A 26,877-nucleotide genomic window follows, 5' to 3' on the forward strand; every position below is an offset into this window, starting at 1 on the left:
AACTAATTCCATTTGAGCTACATCAATACCTGCAACTTCCTTTAAAACTTTTTTCACATGTTCAATTTTTAAAATTAAAAGTGAAAAATCTCTGTTCGTCTTTTCTCCTGATTGGATATTCTGGATACCGTTAAGGTTCCTTACATTCTGTTCAAACTCTACGAGATATAAAAGGATAAGGTCATATCTATCGGTCGATATATCTTATGATTATCTAGCCATCGGTTGACTCTTATCCTCTTTCACTTATATTTGTAAAACTAAAAATTTATTCCAAAAGCAAACATAGGAGCTATCGGGATTACGGCAATGCAAAAAAGAATGGAAGTCATAATTATTTCGAAAACTTCAAGTCGTGAGAAGTTCACTATTTACCCCTCGACTCTTTGACTCCTGACTTGGACTATACGAATACTCGAATACTCAAATACACGATTACACGAAAAACTAAAAACGCTCAACTGTAAACAGAAAACAGACTCTTTGCCCCAGCCCTAAAGGGAGTTTTTTAAGTAATTAGGTTTTAGGGAGTAGGAATTAGGAAACGAAAAGCAATTACTAATTATAAATTATTAGTCTATCGTTCTAAGACTCTCGACCCTTTGACCCTTGACTTGGACTATACGAATACTCGAATACTCAAATACACGATTATACGAAAAACCGAAAACGCTCAACTGAAAACAGAAAACAGTCCACTGGTCTACTATTTAACTCCTCGACCCCTTGACTCTTGACTAAATCTCCCCATTTATACGATTATTCAATTAATCAAAAAATAGAAAACTATCCTATAATCAAATCAGCTGTCTTAAAAATGCTTAACGTAATATACAATTTAATACTATATTTGCTTAATAGAATAAGCAATCATGAATAACTTTCAGGAAAAATTTCAAAGGAAAATACAGGAGACTTCTTTAGATTTTATAAGAGGGCAAATGACCGATATAGCTTGGGAGGCCAGGTTGATAGGTATAAAAGGAGCCAGAGGGGTAGGAAAAACCACTTTGCTATTGCAGTATATCAAAAAAAACCTGCCGCTCAATGAAGAAACCCTTTACGTAAGCCTAGACCAAATCTGGTTTGCGGAACATAAATTAATTGATTTAGCCGATAGCTTTGTGAAAAAAGGAGGGAAATATCTATTTCTGGATGAAGTACATAAGTATCCAAACTGGGCTCAGGAATTGAAAAATATCTATGACGATTACCCGCAGTTAAAAATCGTTTTTACTGGATCCTCTCTATTAGAAATTTTAAATGCACGTGCAGATCTAAGTCGAAGAGCCATTGTGTATACCATGCAAGGCCTGTCTTATAGGGAATATTTAAATTTGATATTAAAGGAAAATTTTCCTGTTTACAAGTTAAATGAGATTTTATCAGATCATGTCAAATTGGCTCAGGATTTAAATGCCAGAGTTAAACCACTGCAGTATTTTCAGAACTACCTTAGAAGTGGATATTACCCTTTTTTCCAGGAAGCACCGAACTTGTATTTCCAGAGACTGGAAGAGGTGATCAGCATGATTTTAGAAATAGAATTACCCTTACTGCGAAAAGTGGATATTGCTTACGTCAATAAACTGAAGCAACTACTTCATATTATAGCGCAGTCGGTGCCGTTTATGCCAAATATCAGTAAACTAAGCGAACGCATAGGCATCAACCGCAATACACTCATAAGTTATTTATATTTCCTTCAGGAAGCACAAATCATCAGGAATTTATACAGAGACGCGAAAGGCATCACTAAACTCCAAAAACCAGATAAAATATTCCTTGAAAATACCAACCTGTACTATGCGTTTTCAAGTACCAATGCCAATATGGGTAACCTTAGAGAGACTTTTTTCGCAAATCAATTATCCAATGAGCACCTTATTGAATATACTGTTCAAGGAGATTTTAAAGTAGCAGGAACCTACACGTTTGAAATTGGAGGAAGTCATAAAACAGGTCAGCAGCTTAAAGGTATTGAAAACAGTTATGTCGTTGCCGATAACATAGAATATGGTACAGAAAATAAAATTCCACTTTGGCTATTTGGGTTTTTATATTAAATGGGTTCAGTTATTCGTAGTGTTGTAAGTCAGTTTTCAGTTGACAGTTTACTGTTCACCGTGTAGTTGTGTAATGGAGTAGTGGTATAGTGGAGGAGTAGTATAGTGGAAACGGCCTAGTTTTTATGGAGGTAAGTCAGTTGACAGTTTTCAGTTCACCGTTTTCCGTGTAGTCGAGTAGTGGTGTATTCGTATAGTGGAGTAGTGGTATAGTGGAGTAGTAGTATAGTGGAAACGGCCTATCTTTTATGGAGGTAAGTTAGTTCACAGTTAACAGTTCACCGTTCACCGTTTTCCGTGTAGTCGTTTATTGGAGTAGTGGTATAGTGGGGGAAGAAGAATTAACGTCATTTCGATACACCCTGTCTATCGACAAAACACTTGCCTTCCAAGGTACGCAGGCAGGCTCAATGACCGACTTAAACTGGTGGCTGAGTGATCCCGACATTTTGGTTGGGATCGTATCGAAGCCACACTAATTCATGAGTTTATGAGTCGGTTAGTTTGATAAAATTACTGCTTAAAAACGGTCAACCCTATTCAGGAATCTAAAAACTGACAACAGAAAACGGTTAACAGAAAACAGACTCTTTGCCCCAGCCCTAAAGGGAGTTTTTTAAGTAATTAGGTTTTAGGGAGTAGGAATTAGGAAACGAAAAGCAATTACTAATTATAAATTATTAGTCTATCGTCCTAAGACTCTCGACCCTTTGACCCTTGACTCTTTTACTCTCAGACTAAAAACCCCCGACTATACGAATACACGATTATTCGAACTCTCAAAACTGTAAACTGAAAACGAACAACTAGTCTACTATTTAACTCTAAACCTTTGACTAAACCACCAAAACGCACCGTCTAAGTGCCAAAAACCAAAAAAAACGCACTTTATAAGTGCAATTGTGTGTACATTTGTATAAATGACTAGTTATGAATACCTTATTTGAATATTCCAATCAGTTAATCAGTAGAGTAGAAACTTCTTTTACACGCTATTTATACGATGAAATTAATTGGCAAAATAGATTAGTTGGCATTATAGGACCCAGAGGCGTTGGAAAAACAACTTTAGTCTTGCAATACATCAAAAACAACCTCGATACACAAAAGACCCTTTATGTCACCGCCGAGGATTTCTTCTTTGCTAAAAACCGTCTAACCGAACTTGCAGATGACTTTGTAAAGTCTGGAGGTCAGTATTTGTTTATAGATGAAATACACAAATATCCGGACTGGTCTAAAGAACTCAAACTCATCTACGATTACCATCAGGATTTGAAAGTCATTTTTACAGGATCTTCGGTACTGGATATTAAAAAAGGCAGTTCCGATTTAAGTCGAAGAGCGGTAATTTACACAATGCAGGGCTTGTCATTTCGTGAGTATTTAATGCTGTTTCATCGTAAAAAAGTTGAGTCTTACAGTCTGGAAAAAATAGTGAATCATGAAGTTGATTTACCAGAAGTACCCCATCCGCTTCCTTTGTTTAGGGATTATCTGAAAACCGGATATTATCCCTTTGCCAAAGAAGCTGATTTCAGTTTGAAACTTCAGCAAGTGATTAACCAAACTCTGGAAACAGACATTCCTACTTATGCTGAAATGAATGTATCGACGGGAAGGAAACTGAAACAATTACTGGCTATTGTAGCTCAAAGTGTGCCTTTTAAACCCAATATGACTAAAATTGCAGGACTCCTCAAAATTAGTCGAAATAACATAGCCGATTATCTGCTTTATATGGAAGAAGCGGGAATGCTTGCCCAATTACGGAGTCCAACAAAGGGAATTCGAGCTTTGGGCAAGGTTGATAAAGTATATTTAGACAACACTAATTTGATTTATAGTATTGCAGAAGAAAACCAAAATATAGGGAACATTAGAGAAACTTTCTTTCTAAACCAGTTGAAGCTGAAGTATCAAGTCACTTCTTCTGAAATTGGAGATTTTAAAATTGAAGACATAGATTTTGAAGTCGGAGGAAAACAAAAGACCTTAAAGCAAATTCAAAAAGCCGAAAGAGGATTTTTGGTAAAAGATGATATAGAGACTGGATTTCTGAACACTATCCCCTTATGGCAATTTGGATTGATGTATTGAAATAGGGTTTAGTCTATAGCCCCCGGTCTGTGGTCAATAGTCTTTTACTTTTTATTTGTTCACTGTTCACAGTTGTCGGTGAATCGTGAATAGTTTTCCGTGTAGTTGTGTAATGGAATAATAGCATAATGGAGGAGTAGAAAAAGCAATCGATAATTAGAAAAACGGCCTACTTTTTATGGAGGTAAGTCAGTTTTCAGTTGACAGTTCACTGTTTACTGTTTACCGTGTAGTCGTTTATTGGTGTAGTGGTATAGTAGTATAATGGGGAGAATAATTAACGTCATTTCGATACATTTTTCTATCGACAAAACACTTGCCTGCCTTCAAGTTACGCAGGCAGGCTCAATGACTGACTTAAACTGGTGGCTGAGTGATTCCGACATTTTGGTTGGGATCGTATCGAAGCCACAGTAGTTCATGAGTTTATGAGTCGGTTAGTTTGATAAAATTACTGCTTAAAAACGGTCAACCCTATTCAGGACTCTACAAACTGGCAACAGAAAACTGACAACAGAAAACAGACTCTTTGCCCCAGCCCTAAAGGGAGTTTTTTAAGTAATTAGGTTTTAGGGAGTAGGAATTAGGAAACGAAAAGCAATTACTAATTATAAATTATTAGTCTATCGTCCTAAGACTCTCGACCCTTTGACCCTTGACTTGGACTATACGAATACACGAATACTCAAATACACGATTATACGAAAAACCGAAAACGCTCAACTGTAAACAGAAAACAGTGAACCAGTCTACCAGTCAACCAGTCCACCATCAAACCCTCAACTCCTAGACTCTTTGACTCTCGACCCTTTGACCCTTGACTTGGACTATACGAATACTCGAATACACGATTATACGAATACACCAAAAACCGAAAACGCTCAACTGAAAACAGAAAACAGACTCTTTGCCCCAGCCCTAAAGGGAGTTTTTTAAGTAATTAGGTTTTAGGGAGTAGGAATTAGGAAACGAAAAGCAATTACTAATTATAAATTATTAGTCTATCGTCCTAAGACTCTCGACCCTTTGACCCTTGACTTGGACTATACGAATACTCGAATACTCAAATACACGATTATACGAAAAACTAAAAACGCTCAACTGTAAACAGAAAACAGTGAACCAGTCAACCAGTCCACCATTAAACCCTCAACTCCTAGACCCTCGACTCTTTGACCCTTGACTTGGACTATACGAATACTCGAATACTCAAATACACGATTACACGAAAAACCGAAAACACTCAACTGTAAACAGAAAACAGTGAACCAGCCAACCAGTCCACCATTAAACCCTCAACTCCTCAACCCTCGACCCCTCGACCCTTGACCCTATACTATACGAATACACCATTAGACGATTATTCGACTACACGAACAAAAATACTTTCCAATTCCTTTGGTTTTTTTTAAGAATTCAACCTTCTTTGCAGAACCAAATCTATACGCTACTATACTATTGAAAAATTTATCCTGTTTCTTCATGACAAAAGGCCAAATCGCTAGGCCGACACTGACTTAGGATCTCATTTTTCAACGTTGTAGTGATGTAGACTACTAGCTACGGTGCTCCCGCTTATGGGACTCACCGCGGCGAAGCCGTTTCTGGAAGTGAGTAGTGAGTGAAAAAGTTGAGCGTTGACAGTTTACTGTTTATCGATAAAAAATTATCACTAGTGAAATTTATTTCTGAATTAAAAGATCTGGCCTATTTTTTATGGATGTAGTAAAACAAGAAAGTGGTGAAGCAGGGGTGAAGGAGTAATGCACGAGTGAAACGGTTTGCGTTACGAGGTGGAACCACTTTTGTAGTTTTCAAAGACATAAAAATAAGCCTAGACTTTTTTGATTACTTTTTGCGGCGATGGCAAAAAGTAATGAAAGCTTCAATTTAAGAGATAACATTAAACTCAAAACTAAAAAAAGTAATCAGTTACTAATCACCAGTCACAAATCACTAGCCACTGAAAACTGTCAACCATAAACAAATAAAAAATTGAAAAACATAACAAACATCTGTTGCATAGGAGCTGGTTACGTTGGGGGACCAACCATGTCAGTCATTGCACAAAAGAATCCACATATAAAAGTGACCTGCGTAGATCTTAATGAAGCCCGGATCAACGCCTGGAACGACGACAATCTAGACAATTTACCCATCTATGAGCCGGGTCTGGCTGAGGTGGTGAAAGAAGCACGCGGCAGGAATCTTTTCTTTTCTACAGAAGTAGATGAAGCGATAGATAAAGCCGATATGATATTTATTTCGGTCAATACACCCACCAAAACCTACGGAGAAGGGAAAGGCAAAGCGGCTGACCTGAAGTATATCGAACTTTGTGCCCGACAAATTGCGCGGGTGGCTAAAGATGATAAGATCATCGTTGAGAAATCAACACTACCGGTTAAAACCGCTGAGGCTTTAAAGAGCATACTCCACAATACGGGTAACGGAGTCAGTTACCAGATTCTTTCCAATCCCGAGTTTCTTGCAGAAGGAACGGCTATACAAGATTTACAAAATGCTGACCGCGTGCTTATAGGTGGTGATGATACTGAAGAAGGACGTGAAGCTATGCAGCAGCTAGTCAATATTTATGCCAGTTGGTTGCCACAGGAACGTATTCTGACGACCAACGTCTGGTCTTCAGAATTATCAAAATTGGTCGCTAACGCCTTTTTAGCACAACGGGTATCGTCCATCAATGCCATCTCCGAGCTCTGTGAAGTCACCGGAGCAGACGTCTCCGAGGTAAGCCGTTCTATAGGCATGGACAGCCGTATCGGCTCCAAATTTCTGAAAGCCTCGGTGGGCTTTGGGGGCTCCTGTTTCCAAAAAGACATACTGAATTTAGTTTATATCGCAAGTTCGCTGGGTCTGCAGGAAGTCGCTGACTACTGGGAGCAGGTCATCCTTATGAACGACTACCAAAAGCACCGCTTTGCCAGAAAAATCGTAAAAACGCTGTATAATACGGTAGCTGACAAAAAAATTGCGTTTCTGGGCTGGGCATTTAAAAAAGACACCAACGATACCAGGGAGTCTGCAGCCATTTACGTAGCCGAAAAATTACTCCAGGAACAGGCCAATATCAGCATTTACGATCCCAAGGTGAAAAAAGAACAAATCATAACCGACCTGGAAAATCTGGGAACACTGGATCCGGAAGCTATCCATAAACGCATCACTGTAGTTAGTAATCCTTATGAAGCCATGAAAGAGGCCCATGCCGTAGCCATACTGACAGAATGGGACGAGTTTGCTGCTTACGACTGGCAAAAGGTATATGACAATATGATGAAGCCTGCTTTTATATTTGATGGCCGTGGTATTTTAGACCTCAAAAATCTCACAAAAATCGGGTTTCAATTGTTTAGCCTCGGGAAAAGTAATACTGCAGTAAAGTGATATCAGTTTTTTGTGTAAGTGAAAAAGTTGAGCGTTGTCAGTCTACCGTTTATAAAACGGAAAATTTAAAAGCTTTAATTTAAGAGATAACATTAGACTTAAAATTGAAAAAGTAACTGGTCACTAATTACTTGTCACTAAAAAAATTGATATGATAAAATGTGTAAGACCGTAAAACTATTAAAGCTTCTCAAAATTGAGGATGATCGGGGGAAACTTGACTTTTCTTCAGGAAGTTACGCATATTCCATTTGAGTTAAAACGATTTTTTTATATGATATTCCTAAGGGGGAAGAAGGAAGCCTTATGGGTGTAATAATATCGCAAACTATCAGCAAGTTTTTTTAAAGTTTATGACAGTTGTGCAAAAAAATATTAATAATTAAAATTTTATGTTTGAAATAAGGAATGTTATTTAACTCAATTGAATTTTCGATTTTTTTACCGATAGTTTTTATACTTTATTGGTTTGTAACAAAAAGAAATCTAAGTCTTCAAAACTCACTGATTGTTATTGCGAGTTATATTTTTTATGGCTGGTGGGATTGGAGGTTTTTATCGTTAATAATTTTTAGTACATTAATTGACTACACAATAGGATTACAACTTAAAAGAGAAGAAAATCAACTCAAACGGAAGATACTTCTATGGACAAGTATCATTGTCAATCTTGGATTTTTAGGGGTATTTAAATATTATAATTTCTTCTTAGATTCATTTTACGATGTGATCCCGGGCCTTCAAGTTGTATTAGGCTTTAATACACTTGATATTATTCTACCTGTTGGAATTAGCTTTTATACATTTCAAACATTAAGTTATACAATTGATGTTTATAAACGAAAATTAGAACCAACCAAAGACTTTATCGCTTTCTCAGCATTTGTAAGTTTCTTTCCGCAATTAGTTGCAGGACCAATAGAACGTGCCACCAATTTATTACCACAATTTTACAAAAAACGTACTTTTAATTATAATAAAGCTGTTGATGGTATGCGTCAAATCCTTTGGGGTTTGTTTAAAAAAATAGTTATTGCTGATAATTGTGCTGAATTTGCGAATCAAATTTTTAATAATTCATCAGACATGAACGGAAGCTCGCTTGCTTTAGGTGCTTTATTTTTTACATTTCAGATATATGGGGATTTTTCAGGCTATTCAGATATTGCAATTGGTACGTCGAGGCTTTTTGGATTTAATTTAATGCAAAATTTTGCTTTTCCCTATTTTTCAAGAGATATAGCTGAGTTTTGGAGAAGGTGGCATATCTCTCTTTCAACTTGGTTTAGAGATTATCTTTATATCCCTTTAGGGGGTAGTCGCGGTGGTACTTTAATGAAAGTTAGAAACACTTTTATCATTTTTATTGTCAGCGGTTTTTGGCATGGAGCTAATTGGACATTCATTGTTTGGGGTGCTTTGAACGCTATTTTCTTTTTACCACTTTTACTGACAAAAAAAAATAGGAATAACTTAGAAATTGTCGCTCAAAATAAATACATACCAACACTTAAAGAATTATTTCTTATGCTTGGCACATTTGGGCTTACTGTTTTTGCATGGATATTCTTTAGAGCAGAAAACATAGGTCATGCTTTCAATTATATTTCTAAAATTTTATCAAAATCATTTTTTGAAACACCAAAATTTTTTGGAATGAGAAATGCTTTAATTACAATTATACTTATAGGGATTTTTGTTATAATCGAATGGTTAGGAAGAGAACAAAAATTTGCAATTGAGAATATAGGTTTTAAGCTAAATAAACCTTTAAGACACATAACGTATTATGCAATTATTATAGCAATATTTTGGTTTGCCGGAAAAGAACAACAATTTATTTATTTTCAGTTTTAAGCAGTATTATGAAAAAATTTATAAATAAGGTTGTTTTTTTTATTTCGCCTTTAATAATTATTCCATTATTAATTTGGCCTTTAGATAAATTAATCTTAAAAAGAAACATTTCTGAATTTACAAATAATGTAATAATTCTTGGAGATTCGCACTCTGAAACTGGAATTAATGATAAACTAAATGTTCAACTAAACAACATATCTCAGTCAAGTGAAACATACTTTTTCTCATATTTCAAATTAAAAAAGATAATTTCTGTAAACAAACCCTCTAAAATTATTTTGGGTTTTTCAACACATAATTTAACATTTTTTCAAGACGAAAAAACATATGCTTTAAATGGTTCAGACCGTTATAAAGATTTATATCCAAGATATTTTTTAAGCTTAGATTTGAATGGATTTAAACAAATTAACAAAAATTCAAAAGGTGACTTTTATTCCATAACAAATTTAATTTTAAAAGAGAATATTAAAGAAATACTAAAAATTAAGAATGGTTATATTGGTGAATATTTTGATACTACAAAATCAAATTTAGATACAGTATTAATTAATAAAAAAATTAAAATACATTTTTATGATATTGACCAAAAAGTTCGTAGAGTAAGTCATGTTCAAATTGAATATTTGAATAAAATTATAAACCTATGTGAAGAAAAAGACATAGATTTTTACCTTTTAAATCTTCCAGTTTATCATAAATACAAAAAACAAACACCAAAGAAATTTATTAAGGTCTATAATGATTTAGTAAGCAAGCTAAAAAGCAATAATGTTAATTTTTTAGATTATTCATCAGTAATTTTACCTAAAAAATACTTTTATGATGGTGACCACTTAAATTCATTTGGTGCTGAAATTATAACTCGAAAATTAATTTTGGACTTGAACTTGCATAATGAGAAAGCACTTACGAACAACAGCTTGTATAAGAAATATTGTACTAATTAATAAATCAAGGGTTGAGTTTTTATTAAAAGTCAGTGTTAAACAGAAAGTGAAGTACTTTTAAATTTGCTACTTCTTATTAACTCAAATCAAAATTAACTAACTAAATTTTTTAAAAAGGTTCTGTTTTTGTGGAAGCTTACACCGGAGCAGACGTCTCCGAGGTAAGCCGTTCTATTGGCATGGACAGCCGTATTGGCTCCAAATTTCTGAAAGCCTCGGTGGGCTTTGGGGGCTCGTGTTTCCAAAAAGATATACTTAATTTAGTTTATATCGCAAGTTCGCTGGGTCTGCAGGAAGTCGCCGACTACTGGGAGCAGGTTATCCTTATGAACGACTACCAAAAGCACCGCTTTGCCAGGAAAATCGTAAAAACGCTGTATAATACGGTTGCTGACAAAAAAATTGCATTCCTGGGCTGGGCGTTTAAAAAAGACACCAACGATACCAGGGAGTCTGCAGCCATTTACGTAGCCGAAAAATTACTCCAGGAACAGGCCAATATCAGTATTTACGATCCCAAGGTGAAGAAAGAACAAATCATAACTGACCTGGAAAATCTGGGAACACTGGATCCGGAAGCTATCCATAAACGCATCACTGTAGTCAGTAATCCTTATGAAGCCATGAAAGAGGTCCATGCGGTAGCCATACTGACAGAATGGGACGGGTTTGCTGATTACGACTGGCAAAAGGTATATGAGAATATGATGAAGCCTGCTTTTGTATTTGATGGACGTGGCATTTTAGACCTCAAAAATCTCACAAAAATCGGGTTTCAATTGTTTAGCCTCGGGAAAAGTAATACTGCAGTAAAGTGATATCAGTTTTTTGTGTAAGTGAAAAAAGTTGAGCGTTGCCAGTTTACCGTTTATCGAAATGAAAAAAAAGTTAAAAATAACCAGTCACGAATCACAAGTCACTGACAACTGAAAAATGTTAACAATAAACCAATTAAAAAAATGAAAACCATCTTAGTAACCGGTGCAGCTGGATTCATTGGATACCATTTATCAAAGAAACTTCTTGACCTTGGACACCAGGTTATCGGATTGGATAATATCAATGGATACTACTCAGTTCAATTAAAACTTGATAGGTTAAAACAGCTTGGAGTTAACGAAGTTTCTGAAGGTAAACTTGTGAGTAGTGAAACGTATGAGAAACAATTTCAATTCATCAAATTAGATCTGGAAAACCGAAACGAAGTTCCTAAGTTGTTTGACAAGTTTGAATTTGATATAGTTTGTAACCTGGCGGCTCAGGCAGGGGTTCGATATAGCATTGATAATCCTAACGTTTATGTAGATTCGAATGTTGTTGGCTTTCTGAACTTATTGGAATGCATAAGACATGCAGGAGTTAAAAAACTGGTGTTCGCCTCCAGTTCCAGTGTGTATGGAATGAATGATAAAATCCCTTTTGAAACTTCAGATCGAGTAGATCACCCTATTAGTTTGTACGCAGCGACTAAAAAATCCAATGAACTCATGGCATATACTTATAGCCATTTATACGATATACAAACTATAGGATTGCGCTTCTTTACGGTTTACGGCCCCTGGGGAAGACCAGATATGGCCATGTTTTTATTTACGGATGCTATTCTTAACGACAAACCCATTAAAGTGTTTAATGAAGGTAAACTCTCTCGCGACTTTACCTATATAGAAGATATTGTAGAAGGAGTCCAAAAAACCATATTAAAAGACCAACCTGAGGATAAATGGTATAGCTTGTACAATATTGGTAACGGGAATCCTGTAAAGTTATTAGATTTTATAGAAGCCATTGAAAACGTTACGGGTAAAACCGCTCAAAAAAATATGTTATCCATGCAACCTGGCGATGTAGAAAAAACCTGGGCAGATACAGCTGATTTAGAAAAAGATTACCAGTATAAACCAAATACTCCAATTGAAGTTGGGGTTGAAAAGTTTATTGTTTGGTATAATAAATATTATAATGACTGCATCGGTTAATAGAAGGATTGCTAAAAACAGCATTTTTCTTTACATAAGAATGTTCCTTGTCATGATAGTATCACTCTATACATCAAGGATTGTTCTTGAGCAACTAGGTGCATCTGATTATGGAATATATAGTCTTGTTGGGGGCGTTGTGGCAATGTTCGGTTTTTTAAATGCAGCAATGTCATCAGCAACACAAAGATATCTTTCTTTTGATATAGGTAAAGGGGACGACAAACAGCTAAAAAAAACATTTAGTTCTGTCTTTACAATACATATACTAATATCTATTCTAATTCTAATTTTATCGGAAACAATTGGTTTATGGTACGTAAATACAAAAATGGTTTTTCCACAGGATAGAATTTTTGCTGTTAATATTGTTTATCAGGCTTCTGTCTTAGCAGCTATACTCAAAGTTGTTCAAGTGCCGTTTAATGCATTAATTATAGCCAGAGAGAAAATGCAAGTATATGCTTATATAGGAATTTTTGAAGTGCTACTTAAACTTTTATTTGTCATATCGCTTATTTACTTTGGTGAAGATAAACTTATTACTCATGCAATTTTAGTTCTTGTTTTAAATTTGGTTATTAATTTAATGTATCAAGCTTATACTAACAAAAAATTTACTGAAAGTGGTTATAGCATGTTATATGATAAAAGTTATTTTAACGAGCTTTTGAGTTTTTCTGGGTGGAGTTTATTCGGTAATCTTGCAGCAGTTTCTAGAACCCAAGGTTTAAACCTAGTTTTGAATCTTTTTTTTAGCACTGTAATTAATGCTGCTTATGGTCTTTCTGCTGTTGTACAATCAGCTTTTGGAACGTTTGTATCTAGCTTTCAAGTTGCGGTAAACCCACAAATAATAAAATATTATGCGCAGGGCAATCTTGAAGAAATGAAAAAATTAATTTTCAGCACTTCTAAATTTAGTTTTTTTTTGCTCCTAATTATAGGTATGCCTGTAATTATTAATATAGATTTTATACTTCAATTATGGCTCAAAGATGTACCCGAGAAAACATCAATTTTTGTAGTCTTGTCTATTATTTACATAATGATAGATAGTATTTCTTATTCTTTAATAACAGCTGTACAAGCAACAGGTAAAATCAGAAATTATCAAGCAATTGTAGGTTCTTTTATTTTTCTTACATTACCATTAAGTTATACTTACCTGCTTTTTTTTAATATACCTGAAGGTGTATTTTATATTCTTATTTTAATAACGTTTTTAACCCTAGCAATAAGGATGATGTTTTTAAAAAAAATGTTTGGTATATCACCATTAGATTTTTCAAAATATGTATTAATTAGAATTTTTTATGTTGTAACCTTATTGGTATTGACTTTATATTTTGTTAATAGATTTTATTCAATATTAACAAATAACCTAATATATTTCATATTAAATTCTTTTGTGATTTTAATACTTACTTGTTTAATTATATTTTTTTTAGGATTGAGAAAAAGTGAGAGAAATAAAGTCAGACAAATTTTAAATAAATTATGAATATTATTAAAAGTAAATTGAAAGTATTTTACATAAGTATTGCTTCGGAAGCAGTTTCTTTTGTCAGATTAGCCTTAAATTATTACCTCGATTTTGTATCTTATAAGAAGCATTCTTTAATTTTTAATCAATCTAGTTTAAATCAAATAGAAGCAAAATTGATACTCAACTATCATTCTCTTGAGAAAGGAATGCTTTTTAAAAAAATGAAACCACAGTTTGGTAAAGAAAAAGTTATTCAAATGCATAATTTGATTGAAAGATATCTTAACATCAAATCGGAAATGACTTCACAAGTATTAGTTTCTATGAGTTTATTATGTAAATACTATGAAATACATCAAAAAGTAAATACGGATATTTCTAGTTATTACTCAGATGAAAAATACTTGTTTTATAAAAAAAAACTTGATAAAAAATATGATGAAAATTTTAGTGGCGTTGTTTTTAATAATAAAGCAAATTTGAATGATATACAGAATTTAAGTTTTATGAAATTTGTAGATAGTAGAAAAAGTATTAGAGAATTTACAGGCGAATTAGTTTCAATTAATATAATTCAAAAAGTTATTAAATTAGCTAATACTTCTCCATCTGTTTGTAATAGACAATCATCTAAAGTTTACCTTGTTAACAATAAAGACAAAGTCAGACACTTAATTAATTTACAAGGTGGTTTCAAAGGATATGATAATAACTTAGAGCAGTTAATTATTCTGACTAATGATATTAATTATTTTTATTCAGTAGGTGAGCGTTATCAATTTTTCATAGATGGTGGTATTTATTTAATGAACTTGCTTTATGCATTAAACTATTATGGAGTAGCAAACTGCCCTGCAAATTGGGCAAAAGAGCACAATAAAGAAAATGTTTTAAAAGAAATCACGAATATTCCACAGAATGAAAAAGTAATTTGCTTGATTCCTATTGGAATTGCTCCAGAAAAATATAGAACCACCCTATCGAAGAGAAGGTCAATCGACGAAAATTTATATATAATTTAGTTATGAAAAAAAAAATTGCAATTCTAACATTACCATTAGGAAAAAATTATGGTGGATTAATACAAAATTATGCTTTACAAGAATTCTTGAAAAAAAACAATTTTGAAGTCACAACAATAAATAGACGTAGCAATAAAAAATCATTATTTCGGTCTTTCTTTTCGTTTGTTAAAAATGATATAGTCAAGAAGAAAATATTAAGGAACAAAGTAAAGTTTACAAAATCAGAAGAAGAAATAATATACTCTAATATAACTGGTTTTATTAATAAATATATTAATATAACTGAAGTAATAAACTCTAACAAGAAATTAAAAAAAACATTTGCTAGGAACAATTACCATGCTGTAATTACTGGAAGTGATCAGATCTGGAGACCAGCGTATAGTAATTTTTTATATAATTTTTATTTAGATTTTTTGAAAGATATAAATATTATTAAAATGTCTTATGCTGCATCATTTGGAACGGAAGACTGGGAGTATTCAAACACAGAAGAAAGGGAATGCAAAAGACTAATAAAAAAATTCAACTATATATCAGTGAGAGAACACACTGGCAAATATTTATCTAAAAATAAATTCGGCGTTACACCCGAAGTAGTTTTGGATCCAGCTTTACTGTTAACTGCAAATGAATATATCAAATTATTTAAAGATTTAAATTTTAAAAGAGATGGATTATACAATTATGTTCTTGATAAGAATTCAAAAAAAAATGAATTTATAAACAACATTTCTAAATTTTTGAATTTAGAAGTATTTAGTAACCAGCCTAAAATAGCATATAACAAAATTTCAAAAAATAACGATATACCAGATTATAAATACCCTAGCATTGAAAGTTGGTTAAAGTCTTTTCACGATGCTAGTTTCATAATTACCGATTCTTTTCATGGTACTGTTTTTGCAATCTTGTTTGAAAAACCTTTTTTAAGTTTGGTTAATAACGAAAGAGGGGCTTCAAGATTTACATCCCTTTTATCTTCCCTTTCTCTAGAAAACAGGCTTGTTAAAGATTTAAACACATTTGATTTTTCTATTATATCCCAAGAAATAAACTACGAAAGTGTCAATAAAAAACTGGATGAACTCAGAATTAGATCATATGATTTTTTGAAAAACTTAAAAAGTAATGATTAAATTAAGCATAATCATACCAGTTTACAATGTTAGTAATTATTTGAATGATTGCCTAAGCAGTGTTGTAAATCAAACTTTTAAATCAATTGAAATAATAGTCATCAATGATGGAAGTACAGACGGCTCATCTGAAATTTGCAACACTTTTAAGACAAAATACCCATCGATAGTTTTAATAAATCAAAAAAACAAAGGAGTAAGCTCTGCAAGAAATGAAGGACTTACAATTGCTAAAGGTGAGTGGGTTTATTTTTTAGACGCAGATGATTATTTGGATAATGATATCTTTGAATCAATTTTCAGTCATGATAATCACGATATTGATGTGATACAGTTTGGATTAAGAAGTCATAAAAATGGAATTATACAAAGCTTTAGTACTAACCAAAAAGAAATCATTTGTAGTGATAGTATTGATTTTTTAAACAAACTCACACTAAAACCCGTTTCTGCCTGCCTACATTTAATTAAAAGAGATGTTTTAATTAAAAATAATATAACTTTTGATGAAGATATGACTCATAATGAGGATATGTTATTCATGTATAAAGTTTTTGCTGTATCTAGTAAATTCAAACTACTAAATAAGGTCTTCTATAACCAAGTAATTAGAGAAAATTCTGCAACTAGAATTACGGTTGACTATCCGATTATTAAACAACGTTTAATTTTCATAGATAGACTTGTAAGCTTTTTATCTGAAAAAAAAATGGTCATTGATTTTAAGAAGGAAGTTAATAATCTTTGTAAATATTATTTTGTTCAATTATCAAAACAAGAAAAAATAAGCAAAGAAATTATTGAAGATTATAAGTTCTTTTTTAGAAAAAATAAGTTTGTGCTAAGTGATAAGTATCTAATTATTGCTTTTTATAACTTTAATCTAATCATTTGGTTTTTGAGAGTAAAAACTAAATTTAGGACTACGATTAATGCTTAATATAAATTTTTTAATTGCAAGTCTTTCAGATAGTGGTGGTACACAAAGAATGCTTTCTATTTTAGTTAATCACTTAGTGAAAAGTTATGATGTAAGCATTTTTGTAAATGTATCGGGTGCACCTTACTATGATTTAGATGAGAAGGTGAAGATAGTCAAACTTCCAAAGGGTTTACTTAAAAAAAACCTTTTCATTTTTAAGTACTTCAAAAAAAACAATACAGCATTTTATATTAATTTAGATTCCAATTCTGTCTTGTTCAATGGGTTTTTGTTGCCAACGAAAACTAAATTAATTATCTGGGAACATTTTTCATTAGAATCTAATTATGACAAATTTATTTTTAAAGTTTCAAGGTTCTATGCTATTCTAAAGGCTTATAAATTTGTTATACTTTCAAAAAAAGAAATAACAGACTGGAAGTCAAAAATGAAACTTTCTGATTCAAAAATGGTATTAATTCAAAACCCAGTTTCTATCAATCAGCCTTTAAATCCTGAAAATAAATACAAATACAAAAAGGTAGTGGCCATAGGTAATAACCCCAAAGTAAAAGGTTTTGATATTTTAATTAAAGCTTGGAGAACAATAAAAACTGATTGGGAATTAGATATAATAGGTTTAGACGAAAGTGAAAATGATGTACTCATAAATCAATACAACATTAATAAAACTGAAAAAATAAATTTACTGGGAAAAGTAAAGAATATAGAGGAAGTTTATGCTAACTCATCAATCTTTGTATTAAGCTCTAGGAAAGAAGCTGTTCCTTTGGTTTTAATTGAAAGCCAGTGTTTTGGATTGCCTGCAGTTGTTTTCAGTCATTTAACATCTGCAGTTGGTATAGTCCAAGATTCAGCCCTCATTGCAGACTATAATGAACCAATAAACTCGTTGGCAAATAACCTTAAATCATTAATTGAGGATAAAGATTTATATTATAGTTTGTATAAAAAGGCACTTATTAATAGAGAAAATTTTAGTCAAAGTTTGTTTTTTCAAGAATGGAAAAAATTAGTTGGTAATGATTAGAGTACTACATATCGTTGGAGGGATGGATCGTGCAGGAGCTGAAACCATGGTCATGAATTTGTATCGAAACATTGACCGAAGTAAAGTACAGTTTGATTTTTTATACTTTAAATCAAAAGTTTGTGATTATGATTCAGAAATTGAGCAACTAGGAGGAAAAATTCATAGAGTCATTGCTAGAAATCCGATGCATAGATTTTTTAAGACTTACAAATTCTTAAAATCTACTAATTATCAAATTGTTCAGGCACATACCTTGTTCAATATAGGCTTTAATTTATTAGCAGCAAAATTAGCAGGAGTTCCGATGAGAATTGCACATTCACATAATACATCTTCATCAGGTTCAGGTGTTTTATCAAAAATATACAAAAGCTTATCCAAGTCTTTGATAGCAAACTTTAGCACCCACTTTATTGCTTGTGGTGAAGCAGCAGGAAAGTTTCTCTTTTCTTCTAAAGAATTTACAGTTTTACCAAATTCAATTGATGTGGATTATTTTCATCAAATAGGTAAGGAGCAGAAAGATTATATTGAAAAAAAATTCAATGTAAGTAAATCTACACTTAAATTAATTCAAGTAGGGAGGCTTCAAGAAGTAAAAAATCATCAATTTACTTTAGCTGTTTGTGAAGAACTAAAAAAGAAAAAAGTAGATTTTCACTTGTACATAGTCGGACAAGGTATTCTTGAAGAACAAATTAAGGATTCAATTGAGCAAAAAGGCTTACAAAGTAACGTAACCTTGTTAGGAGTTAGAAGTGATGTACCGCAATTAATGGCAGGTGCAGATTTACACATCATGCCATCCATACATGAAGGTTTTCCCGTTGTTTTGGTAGAAGCGCAGGCTATAGGTATATATTCATTAATATCTAATCAAATATCCGATGAGGTTGATTTTGGGATAGGATTAGTAGATTTTCTGCCAATTACTAATACTGTTGAAAAATGGGTAGATTTTATTTTAAAACAAAAAAGTAAAGTAGAAAATCTAAACAATGCTACTATAATTAAAGCGAAAGGTTACGATGCTAAATTTAATGCAAATCGCTTACTAGAAATCTATATGAAAAATGATAGATAGACCAAGTTTCTTTCTTTTATTTCAATCCATATACGCCTTAATTGCTTTTGGTGCTTTATTAGTTAGTTCCAAGGTTTTAGTAAGTAATCAGCATCGTAAAGACTTTTTTTCATCAGACGTACTTCCTAATTTTTTTATTTTATTAATTACAATTATTGTAGGACTCAGAGCTTATAATGTGGGTACAGATACAGGTAATTATTTCAAAGCTTGGAACGATATTTCATCTATAAGTTTTAGTGCAGATTTTTTGTACTATTTAGTTATGCTTCTGGTCAAATATTTAGGTTATAGTTATCAGGCTTTTTTAGTAGTTGATGCGGCTATTTTTTTCATAACCTTATATGTTGCCTTAAAAAAAATATGCAATTATTATAAAATCAATTTATACTTAGTTCTATTTGCCTTCCTTTCTTTTTTCTTTAGCTTGAGTTTAAGTATTAATGTAGTTAGGCAAGGGAATTCACTAATGTTTTTATTGCTAGCTTATGCATTTATACTAAATAAGGGATCAACCAAAAAAATATTTTTAGCATGTTTAATAGCGATTTTTTTACATCTAACTGCATTAATTCCAATTATCTTATATTTTTTTGTCGCCAGATTTAAATTTTTAAAGTCATGGCATTTATTATTAATTTATATAGCGGCTTTGGTTTTGTCATTTTTGAATTATGGTGTTTTAAATTTGTTTCCTGAGTTCATTACAGAACTTATGGAAGGGGATAAGCGTTTGTCTTATCTAGAAGAAAAAGAAACAAAATACATTACTGGTTTTAAGCCTCAATTTGCTGTTTTTAACACTGTTTTTTTACTTATAGGTCTATATTTAAAAAAATATAGACTAAATAGTCTTGATTTTGAAAAGCTTTTAAATTACTACATCCTTGCTAGTGCTTTATTTTTTATGGCGTTTCAGATACCCTTTTCTGATCGTTGGGGTCTATTTTCATGGGTAGTTATTCCTTTGATTATAGGTCAGCTTTTTACTATAGTTCAGCCAAAAAGGTTTGATTACATCTTACCAACGTTTTTTTTGATTTCTATCTTTATATTTTTTATCAATTATGAATAACCCATTGGTAAGTATTGGCTTGCCTATCTTTAATGATGCTAGCTATCTGAAAGAAACTATAGATTCTATATTAAATCAAACCTATAAAAATATAGAAGTGATTATAGTTGATGATGGCTCAACTGATAATAGTTTAGAGTTAATCGCCTCTTTTAAAGACTCTCGCACAAAAGTTTTGAATGATGGTAGGAATTTTGGTTTAGCTGTACGGTTAAATCAAATAGCAAAAATGGCTGAAGGTCATTTTTTAGCTCGTATGGATGCAGACGATATAATGCATCCTACTCGCATTGAAAAGCAAGTTGAAATACTACAAGAAAACACAAGTATTGATGTATTAGGTTCCAATGTTTACACAATTGATGAAACTGGAGAACTTACTGGAGTAAGGTATGCTTATTCTCAGAATGAAAAAGAAATAAATGATTGCGTAGGTTTTATCCACCCAACAATAATGGCTACTAGAAAGTGGTTCTTACAAAATCCATATGACGAGCATGCCAAAAGAGCACAAGATGCAGTTTTATGGAGAAAAACTTCTCAAAATTCTACTTTTAAATATACCACTGAGCCTTTACTGTATTACAGGGAGATGAGCTCAGGTTATTATAAAAAGTATTTTAAAGCTTTACCTACTTTTTGGAAGCAGTTTAAAAAATCAAAAGATTTGTATTGGGTAAAAAAATATATAAAAAGTTTTATTTTAGGTTTTTTGTATTTTATATTTTCAATCTTTAAAGTAGAAAAGATGTTGCTTAGAACTAGAAATCAAGTTAAATTTTAAATGCCTAAACTCGTCCGCTTAACCACGGTGCCCCTGTCCCTTCAGTATTTAATCAAAGGTCAGCCAAGATTTATGAGTGCGTTTTTTGAGGTCTTGTGTGTGTCCTCAGGACCAAAAGAACAGCTGAAAAAGGTGTCGGGTTACGAACAAGTGAAGGTGCAGGAAGTTAAGATGACGCGACAGATCACGCCAATTCAATTTTTGGCTAGCATGGTTTCTGCTGGTGCGTATTATTTTTTTAGTGTCTTAGTATTGTTAGTCTAGAAAAGTTCTGATTTCAATAATAAGCCAAAAAGAAAAGGACTTATTCAATGATTTTTTTGTGAAAACAGAATAGTATAAAAATAATATTCCTAACAAAAAACATTTAGCAGCTTGCACTAATGAAATGCTAATGATTCTAAAACATAATTTTTTTTTCAAAGTTACATCAAACTTTTTATGAGATCTGTAATAATAAGGTTACTCAAATTCATGAGTATATTATCGCTTTTTCAAAAAAAACAGCTCTCTCAAAATTAGTATAAAAAAAAAGGGTTTTTAAAACTTCATAAGACTTAATCTCAAAAGTGAACTTCTACTAAAATGAAAAATCAGAAGCTTTTACATATTTTTTCTGCACCCCAGTCAGTTTATTATTTTTTAGATAAGCAAGTTGATTATATAGCATCAAATGGTTTTGAAGTTCATATTATATTACCTGACGACGGCTATTTTAGTAGTAAAATTAAAGCTCGTGAAAAAAACGCACATTTACATTTTATACCACTAGAACGGAAAACATCCATTTTTGCTGATTTAAAAAGCTTTTTCTTGATTTACATAAAAATAAGAAATATAAAACCTGATATATTACATCTACATACTCCTAAAGCCTCATTTATTGGAGCATTAGCAGGTAAGCTAGCTTTTCAGAAAAATATAATTTATCAGATGCATGGACTGGTTTCCAGTAATGGTAATGAAGTCTCTAAGGGATTATTTTATTTTATAGAGAAAACAACTTGTACTATAGCTGATAGGGTTTTTGCAGTGAGTCCTAGTTTAAGGGAATTTGCAATTTCAAATAAATATTGTAAGAAAAGTAAAATAAAAGTGATTGCAAATGGTACAATAAATGGCATAGATTGGAAAAACAAATTTAATCTTAAAAAGATAAATTATAAAAACAAATATCTTTCTAAAACATTGAAACAATCTAATTTTATAATTGGTTTTGTAGGCAGGATCCATTTTGATAAAGGCATTGAAGATTTCTTAAAAGTCATAAAGAAACTAGAGCAGGCTAATTTGCCTGTTTATTCTATAATTGTAGGGCCAAATGAAATTAAACCAACTATTGGAGAGAGATTAAAAGCATTAGGATTACATCATTTTGAAAATTTGAAAGTAATAGATGAAATTCAGGATCCTGAAAATGTAATTTGTGATTTCGACGTGTTATTATTTCCAACTAAAAGAGAAGGTTTTGGCCTTGTTGCTGCAGAAGCTAATTCTTTAGAGGTTCCTGTTATAGCTTATGATATTCCAGGAGTAAGAGATGCAATTGAAAATAATAAAACTGGTAAGTTGGTAGAATATAAAAATATTGATCAATTATATAATTCAATTTTAGAATACTATAATAAACCTTCACTTAAAAAAGAACATGGAAAAAATGGTAGGATGAGAGTGAAAACCTTATTTGACCAAAAACTTGTTTGGGAAGCTTTGCTGGAGGAGTATAAATGTTTGTTGAAGGAGAAGGGGAAAGATCGGGGTCTTGAACCTGAACAAGACCCTGAAATAAACCTGCCTGCGTGATGCAGTCAGGCAGGTTCAGGGTGACACACCCTATTTTTTGTCATGCTGATCCAAACCATTCTCATCCTGTCCCGATAGCTATCGGGATCAGAATCTATCATCATATAACGCCCAAACGAAGCCATCACAACTACACTGTGTATCTCCTCACAAACAAACTCAATTTGTCATGCTGAATTTATTTCAGCATCTTAAATGTTTCTATGCCCAAACGAAGCCATCATAATTATACTGTGTATATCCTCACAAACAAAACAAGAGGAACTTTATACATCGGCGTAACCGGTGGAATAGATGACAGGATGGAGCGACATCTAAAAGGAGAGGGCAGTCAGTTCACTTCAAAATACAAACTAAAACGCTTGGTTTATTTTGAAGAGTTTCAGTACATTGAAGATGCCATCGCAAGAGAAAAACAGTTAAAGAATTGGCATCGACAATGGAAAATAAATTTAATAGAACAGGATAATCCAGAGTGGAAGGATTTGTATAAGCCTTTAGGCAAGGACCCAGACCTAGACCCTGAAACAAGCCTGCCTGCGTGTCGCAGTCAGGCAGGTTCAGGGTGACACGCGTTATTTTAATTGTCATCCTGTCCCGACAGCTATCGAGATCAGCATCTTACATATCAACTAGTCACTAACCAAAATGTACCAAAACCTCATAAAACCTTTTCTCGACTTCCTCGCCGCCTTTATAGGTTTACTTCTACTGAGTCCAATCTTTATTATAGTTACTCTACTCTTATTCATTGCCAACAGCGGTAAACCTTTTTTCTTTCAAAAACGGCCTGGGAAAGATGAAAGGATATTTAGCATCATCAAGTTCAAGACCATGAACGATGCGACCGATAAGAACGGGAATTTATTACCCGATGAAAAACGCCTAACAGCAGTGGGAAAATTTGTCCGGAAGACCTCATTGGATGAAGTGCCTCAATTGATTAATGTGCTGAAAGGCGATATGAGCTTAGTCGGACCGCGACCTTTACTGCCCGAATATTTACCTCTATACAATGACCAGCAACGAAAACGCCATCAGGTGAAACCAGGCATCACCGGCTGGGCACAGGTCAATGGCAGAAACGCATTATCCTGGAAGGGGAAATTTGAAAAAGACGTGGAATACGTTTATAACCAAAGCTTCACTTTAGATCTAAAAATTCTATTTTTAACCCTGAAGAAAGTGGTGAAGTCAGAAGGTATAAACCAAGGGGGCCAGGCCACTGCAGAAAAGTTTAAAGGGAATTAAATGAAGTCTAAATCTACTTTTAAATGAAAAAAATAGCAATAATCGGGGCGGGCGGTTTTGGTCGCGAAGTCAAAATGTTGATTGATCAAATTAATGAATCTAAACCAACGTATGATCTATTAGGTTTTTATGATGATAATAAAGAACTTCCTGATTTAATAAATGGATTACCATTTTTAGGAGGTATATCAGAACTAATTGAGAGGAAGGACAATATTTGTTTAGCCTTAGGAATTGGTATTCCTGAGACAAAAAGAACCATTATTGAAAAACTTGAGAAATCAGAGTTTGAGTACCCGTCACTTATACACCCAAATGTTTTGATGGGTAAAGACGATGTGTCAATAGGAAAAGGATGTGTGATTTGCGCTAACTCAATCATTACATGCAATATTCAAATTAGAGATTTTGTTACTTTAAATCTATCTTGTACAGTAGGTCACGATACTGAAATTAAAAGATTCTCATCCTTTATGCCTTCAGTTAATATTTCGGGAGAAGTAGTAATAGAAGAGTGTGTTTACGTTGGTACAGGAGCTAAAATTATTAATCAATTAGGAATCGGCAAAAATACAATTGTTGGAGCTGGAGCCGTGGTTTCAAAATCACTACCGGCCAATTGTACAGCAGTCGGTATTCCTGCAAAGCCCCTCTAGATTCTGCGATGTCTGCGTTCAATACCTGGTGATATTCTCTTTCCTTGTGATCCTGAACCAAAGCTTTGTCATACAGAACCTGCCTGCCTGACTGCGTCACGCGGGCAGGCCTGCTTTCCAAGGTAACGCGGGCAGTTTCGTTTTAGGGTCTATACCTTCTGCTCGGATTTCACCACCTAAAATCCTGTGAATGAGTCTGTTTTCTCAAAGCCAGGGGAGTCAACTTTAGGAGAATCCAAGTCCGGCCAGGTTAACGGAATAAGCAACTTATATATACTTATAACAAATTAAAACAAAATGTCTAAGTATTTGACAGAAAATCCACTACAATTCATAAAATATTCATTTAATTCTACATTTTATTTAACATGAAGATTATATATTTGTTTTTGATAAAATCAGAATTATGAAAAAAATTACCTTACTCACGTTCATCCTCTCAGCTTTTTCCCTGTCGAGCTATGCTCAGGAAGGAATGACCACTCAGGATTATAACAAGTTTTCTATTGACTTAGGCCTGGGAGTGGCCAAAGCCTCGACTCCCGTATCAGAAAATATTCCTTTCTATACGGTGATGGAAGATTTAGCCTTTGAACTGGGAGCACGTTATATGCTTAATGATAAGTTCGGATTTAAAGTCAGTGGACTTTATTTTGAAAGTACTAATGCTGCTGTAAATGGTCCTGAAAGAAATACTGAAATTTTCCGTGCTAACCTGGAAGGGGTAGCCAATTTAGGGAACCTACTCGGCTTCAGGGAATTCACTCAGCGTTTCAATTTATTGTTCCACGCGGGTGCCGGTATAACCAATATTGGCTTACCGGCCAATGCTGCCGCAGCCAATCAAAGTGAAACCAACCTGAACTTTATGGGCGGGATTACCCCTCAGATCAAGTTATCCGATCGGTTTGCCATCAATGTAGATCTTTCGGTTATTGGAACTTTAGATCAAAATCTAACATTGGACGGTTTTAATAACGGCCAGACCCAAAACTTTGATGGCATGATTGCTACGGCTACTGCCGGCTTATCCATTTATTTTGGGGACCACGAAAGACATGCGGACTGGGTGGATAACTCCCCAAAGAAATTGTTTGGAGACCGCGTGGCGGAACTCGAAAATGAACTGGCTCAGATACAGCGTGATTTGCAGGACACCGATAAGGATGGCGTTGCAGATTATTTAGACAGAGAACCCAACACCACTTCCGGTGTGGCCGTGAATACGAAAGGAGAGTCTATCGATAGGAACCAAAATGGCATTCCGGACGAACTGGAACAGTCTCTCGAAAAAATGTATGTCACCAAAGAATATGCAGAAGAAACCTATTATGCTGCCGGAGTAGAAGGCGTAAAACCTGATGCTAACGATGACCTGATCAATGTTTATTTCAGATTTGACAGCACCCAGCCGGAATATTATTCCCTGGATGCCATCAACCAGATCGTTAAGTATATGAGAGCGCATCCGGATGCAGAGGCGGTATTAACCGGCTATGCAGATCAGATTGGAAATACAGAATACAACAGAAAATTATCCGAAGACCGGGCTAAGAAAGTCTATGATATCGTTATTGCAACCGGTATCGATGCGTCTCGCTTAAGCTATAAAGGCGGAGGTGTTGACAGCTCAGTGGATAAAGATTCTGAAGAAGCAAGACAAATCGTAAGACGTGTGTCTTTCGAATTGAAATAAGAAATAACTCACAGATGTAAAAATCCCTGCCAGCATCCGCTGACAGGGATTTTTTTTGTGTAGTCGTTTATTGGGGTAGTGGTATAGTGGAATAGTAGTATAGTGGAAAAGGGCTGCTTTTTATGGGTTAGGTCAGTTGACAGTTCACTGTTCACTGTTCACTGTTCACCGTTTTCCGTGTAGTCGTGTATTCGTGTAATGGAGTAGTGGTATAGTAGTATAGTGGAAAAGGGCTGCTTTTTATGGGTTAGGTCAGTTGACAGTTCACCGTTCACCGTTTTTTGTGTATTCGTGTAATGGAATAGTGGTATAGTGGAAATGGCCTACTTTTTATGGGATTAATTCTGTTGACGGTTTACAGTTCACCGTTTTCCGTGTAGTGGTATAGTGGAATAGTAGTATAGTGGAGGAGTAGAAAAAGCAATCGATAATTAAAAAACCGGCCTACTTTTTATGGAGGTATGAAAACAAGAAAGTGGTGAGGAAAGGGTGAAGGAGTAATGCACGAGTGAAACGGTTTGCGTTACGAGGTGGAA

General features: G+C 33.6%; 20 protein-coding genes and 1 pseudogene. All 21 read left to right on the plus strand.

Annotated elements, in window-relative coordinates; all coding sequences use genetic code 11:
• The first annotated feature begins 872 nt into the window (after positions 1-872).
• Complete coding sequence (locus BLP81_RS12575) at positions 873-2,066, plus strand: ATP-binding protein (RefSeq protein ID WP_093369845.1); 1,194 nt, start codon at positions 873-875, stop codon at positions 2,064-2,066.
• Positions 2,067-2,996: 930 nt separating this feature from the next.
• Positions 2,997-4,166, plus strand: coding sequence for an ATP-binding protein (locus tag BLP81_RS12580; RefSeq protein ID WP_093369849.1), 1,170 nt, complete (start codon positions 2,997-2,999; stop codon positions 4,164-4,166).
• Between the two features lie 1,995 nt (positions 4,167-6,161).
• Positions 6,162-7,574, plus strand: a complete 1,413-nt coding sequence (locus BLP81_RS12585; protein WP_093369853.1) for a UDP-glucose 6-dehydrogenase — start codon at positions 6,162-6,164, stop codon at positions 7,572-7,574.
• 408 nt (positions 7,575-7,982) lie between these two features.
• Complete coding sequence (locus BLP81_RS12590) at positions 7,983-9,431, plus strand: MBOAT family O-acyltransferase (protein ID WP_093369857.1); 1,449 nt, start codon at positions 7,983-7,985, stop codon at positions 9,429-9,431.
• A gap of 8 nt (positions 9,432-9,439) precedes the next feature.
• Positions 9,440-10,384: a hypothetical protein gene (locus BLP81_RS12595; protein ID WP_093369862.1), complete on the plus strand. Its 945-nt coding sequence runs from the start codon at positions 9,440-9,442 to the stop codon at positions 10,382-10,384.
• Positions 10,385-10,524: 140 nt separating this feature from the next.
• Positions 10,525-11,202: pseudogene (locus BLP81_RS12600) on the plus strand (UDP binding domain-containing protein); the annotation flags it as partial.
• Positions 11,203-11,343: 141 nt separating this feature from the next.
• Positions 11,344-12,363, plus strand: a complete 1,020-nt coding sequence (locus BLP81_RS12605; protein ID WP_093369867.1) for an NAD-dependent epimerase/dehydratase family protein — start codon at positions 11,344-11,346, stop codon at positions 12,361-12,363.
• Positions 12,364-12,415: 52 nt separating this feature from the next.
• Positions 12,416-13,867, plus strand: coding sequence for an MATE family efflux transporter (locus tag BLP81_RS12610; RefSeq protein ID WP_143002839.1), 1,452 nt, complete (start codon positions 12,416-12,418; stop codon positions 13,865-13,867).
• Positions 13,864-14,874 (plus strand): nitroreductase family protein, encoded by a 1,011-nt coding sequence (locus BLP81_RS12615; RefSeq protein WP_093369877.1) that lies wholly within the window; start codon positions 13,864-13,866, stop codon positions 14,872-14,874. The genes BLP81_RS12610 and BLP81_RS12615 overlap by 4 nt, the downstream gene beginning before the upstream one ends.
• 2 nt (positions 14,875-14,876) lie before the next feature.
• Positions 14,877-16,016, plus strand: coding sequence for a polysaccharide pyruvyl transferase family protein (locus BLP81_RS12620; protein ID WP_093369882.1), 1,140 nt, complete (start codon positions 14,877-14,879; stop codon positions 16,014-16,016).
• The gene (locus tag BLP81_RS12625; protein ID WP_093369887.1) at positions 16,009-16,956 is read left to right on the plus strand and encodes a glycosyltransferase family 2 protein; all 948 of its coding nucleotides are present in this window, start codon (positions 16,009-16,011) and stop codon (positions 16,954-16,956) included. The genes BLP81_RS12620 and BLP81_RS12625 overlap by 8 nt, the downstream gene beginning before the upstream one ends.
• Positions 16,949-17,989 (plus strand): glycosyltransferase, encoded by a 1,041-nt coding sequence (locus BLP81_RS12630; protein WP_093369890.1) that lies wholly within the window; start codon positions 16,949-16,951, stop codon positions 17,987-17,989. Before BLP81_RS12625 ends, BLP81_RS12630 begins: the two co-directional genes overlap by 8 nt.
• Positions 17,982-19,076, plus strand: a complete 1,095-nt coding sequence (locus BLP81_RS12635; protein WP_176752720.1) for a glycosyltransferase family 1 protein — start codon at positions 17,982-17,984, stop codon at positions 19,074-19,076. The genes BLP81_RS12630 and BLP81_RS12635 overlap by 8 nt, the downstream gene beginning before the upstream one ends.
• Positions 19,066-20,151 (plus strand): EpsG family protein, encoded by a 1,086-nt coding sequence (locus BLP81_RS12640; RefSeq protein ID WP_093369895.1) that lies wholly within the window; start codon positions 19,066-19,068, stop codon positions 20,149-20,151. Before BLP81_RS12635 ends, BLP81_RS12640 begins: the two co-directional genes overlap by 11 nt.
• Positions 20,144-20,935 (plus strand): glycosyltransferase family 2 protein, encoded by a 792-nt coding sequence (locus BLP81_RS12645; RefSeq protein WP_093369899.1) that lies wholly within the window; start codon positions 20,144-20,146, stop codon positions 20,933-20,935. The genes BLP81_RS12640 and BLP81_RS12645 overlap by 8 nt, the downstream gene beginning before the upstream one ends.
• On the plus strand, positions 20,936-21,199 hold the full coding sequence (locus tag BLP81_RS12650) for a hypothetical protein (RefSeq protein WP_176752721.1): 264 nt from the start codon (positions 20,936-20,938) through the stop codon (positions 21,197-21,199).
• Between the two features lie 321 nt (positions 21,200-21,520).
• Positions 21,521-22,738 carry a glycosyltransferase family 4 protein gene (locus BLP81_RS12655; RefSeq protein WP_093369903.1) on the plus strand — a complete coding sequence of 406 codons (1,218 nt, stop codon included), beginning with the start codon at positions 21,521-21,523 and terminating at the stop codon, positions 22,736-22,738.
• A 203-nt stretch (positions 22,739-22,941) separates the two neighbouring features.
• Positions 22,942-23,307, plus strand: a complete 366-nt coding sequence (locus BLP81_RS12660; protein WP_093369908.1) for a GIY-YIG nuclease family protein — start codon at positions 22,942-22,944, stop codon at positions 23,305-23,307.
• 79 nt (positions 23,308-23,386) lie between these two features.
• Positions 23,387-23,989 (plus strand): sugar transferase, encoded by a 603-nt coding sequence (locus BLP81_RS12665; protein WP_093369912.1) that lies wholly within the window; start codon positions 23,387-23,389, stop codon positions 23,987-23,989.
• 23 nt (positions 23,990-24,012) lie between these two features.
• A complete protein-coding gene (locus BLP81_RS12670) occupies positions 24,013-24,645 on the plus strand; it encodes an acetyltransferase (RefSeq protein WP_093369915.1) in 633 nt (210 codons plus the stop codon).
• Positions 24,646-25,051: 406 nt separating this feature from the next.
• Entirely contained in the window at positions 25,052-26,341 is a 1,290-nt protein-coding gene (locus BLP81_RS12675) for an OmpA family protein (protein WP_093369920.1), read from the plus strand.
• The last annotated feature ends 536 nt before the right edge of the window (positions 26,342-26,877 follow it).

The organism is Psychroflexus sediminis (assembly GCF_900099815.1).
Taxonomy (GTDB): Bacteria; Bacteroidota; Bacteroidia; order Flavobacteriales; family Flavobacteriaceae; genus Psychroflexus; species Psychroflexus sediminis.

Coding starts and splice junctions, on each gene's coding strand:
- BLP81_RS12575 (WP_093369845.1), top strand. CDS start 873: ATGAATAACTTTCAGGAAAAATTTCAAAGGAAAATACAGGAGACTTCT.
- BLP81_RS12580 (WP_093369849.1), top strand. CDS start 2,997: ATGAATACCTTATTTGAATATTCCAATCAGTTAATCAGTAGAGTAGAA.
- BLP81_RS12590 (WP_093369857.1), top strand. CDS start 7,983: ATGTTATTTAACTCAATTGAATTTTCGATTTTTTTACCGATAGTTTTT.
- BLP81_RS12595 (WP_093369862.1), top strand. CDS start 9,440: ATGAAAAAATTTATAAATAAGGTTGTTTTTTTTATTTCGCCTTTAATA.
- BLP81_RS12605 (WP_093369867.1), top strand. CDS start 11,344: ATGAAAACCATCTTAGTAACCGGTGCAGCTGGATTCATTGGATACCAT.
- BLP81_RS12610 (WP_143002839.1), top strand. CDS start 12,416: ATGATAGTATCACTCTATACATCAAGGATTGTTCTTGAGCAACTAGGT.
- BLP81_RS12615 (WP_093369877.1), top strand. CDS start 13,864: ATGAATATTATTAAAAGTAAATTGAAAGTATTTTACATAAGTATTGCT.
- BLP81_RS12620 (WP_093369882.1), top strand. CDS start 14,877: ATGAAAAAAAAAATTGCAATTCTAACATTACCATTAGGAAAAAATTAT.
- BLP81_RS12625 (WP_093369887.1), top strand. CDS start 16,009: ATGATTAAATTAAGCATAATCATACCAGTTTACAATGTTAGTAATTAT.
- BLP81_RS12630 (WP_093369890.1), top strand. CDS start 16,949: ATGCTTAATATAAATTTTTTAATTGCAAGTCTTTCAGATAGTGGTGGT.
- BLP81_RS12635 (WP_176752720.1), top strand. CDS start 17,982: ATGATTAGAGTACTACATATCGTTGGAGGGATGGATCGTGCAGGAGCT.
- BLP81_RS12640 (WP_093369895.1), top strand. CDS start 19,066: ATGATAGATAGACCAAGTTTCTTTCTTTTATTTCAATCCATATACGCC.
- BLP81_RS12645 (WP_093369899.1), top strand. CDS start 20,144: ATGAATAACCCATTGGTAAGTATTGGCTTGCCTATCTTTAATGATGCT.
- BLP81_RS12650 (WP_176752721.1), top strand. CDS start 20,936: ATGCCTAAACTCGTCCGCTTAACCACGGTGCCCCTGTCCCTTCAGTAT.
- BLP81_RS12655 (WP_093369903.1), top strand. CDS start 21,521: ATGAAAAATCAGAAGCTTTTACATATTTTTTCTGCACCCCAGTCAGTT.
- BLP81_RS12660 (WP_093369908.1), top strand. CDS start 22,942: ATGCCCAAACGAAGCCATCATAATTATACTGTGTATATCCTCACAAAC.
- BLP81_RS12665 (WP_093369912.1), top strand. CDS start 23,387: ATGTACCAAAACCTCATAAAACCTTTTCTCGACTTCCTCGCCGCCTTT.
- BLP81_RS12670 (WP_093369915.1), top strand. CDS start 24,013: ATGAAAAAAATAGCAATAATCGGGGCGGGCGGTTTTGGTCGCGAAGTC.
- BLP81_RS12675 (WP_093369920.1), top strand. CDS start 25,052: ATGAAAAAAATTACCTTACTCACGTTCATCCTCTCAGCTTTTTCCCTG.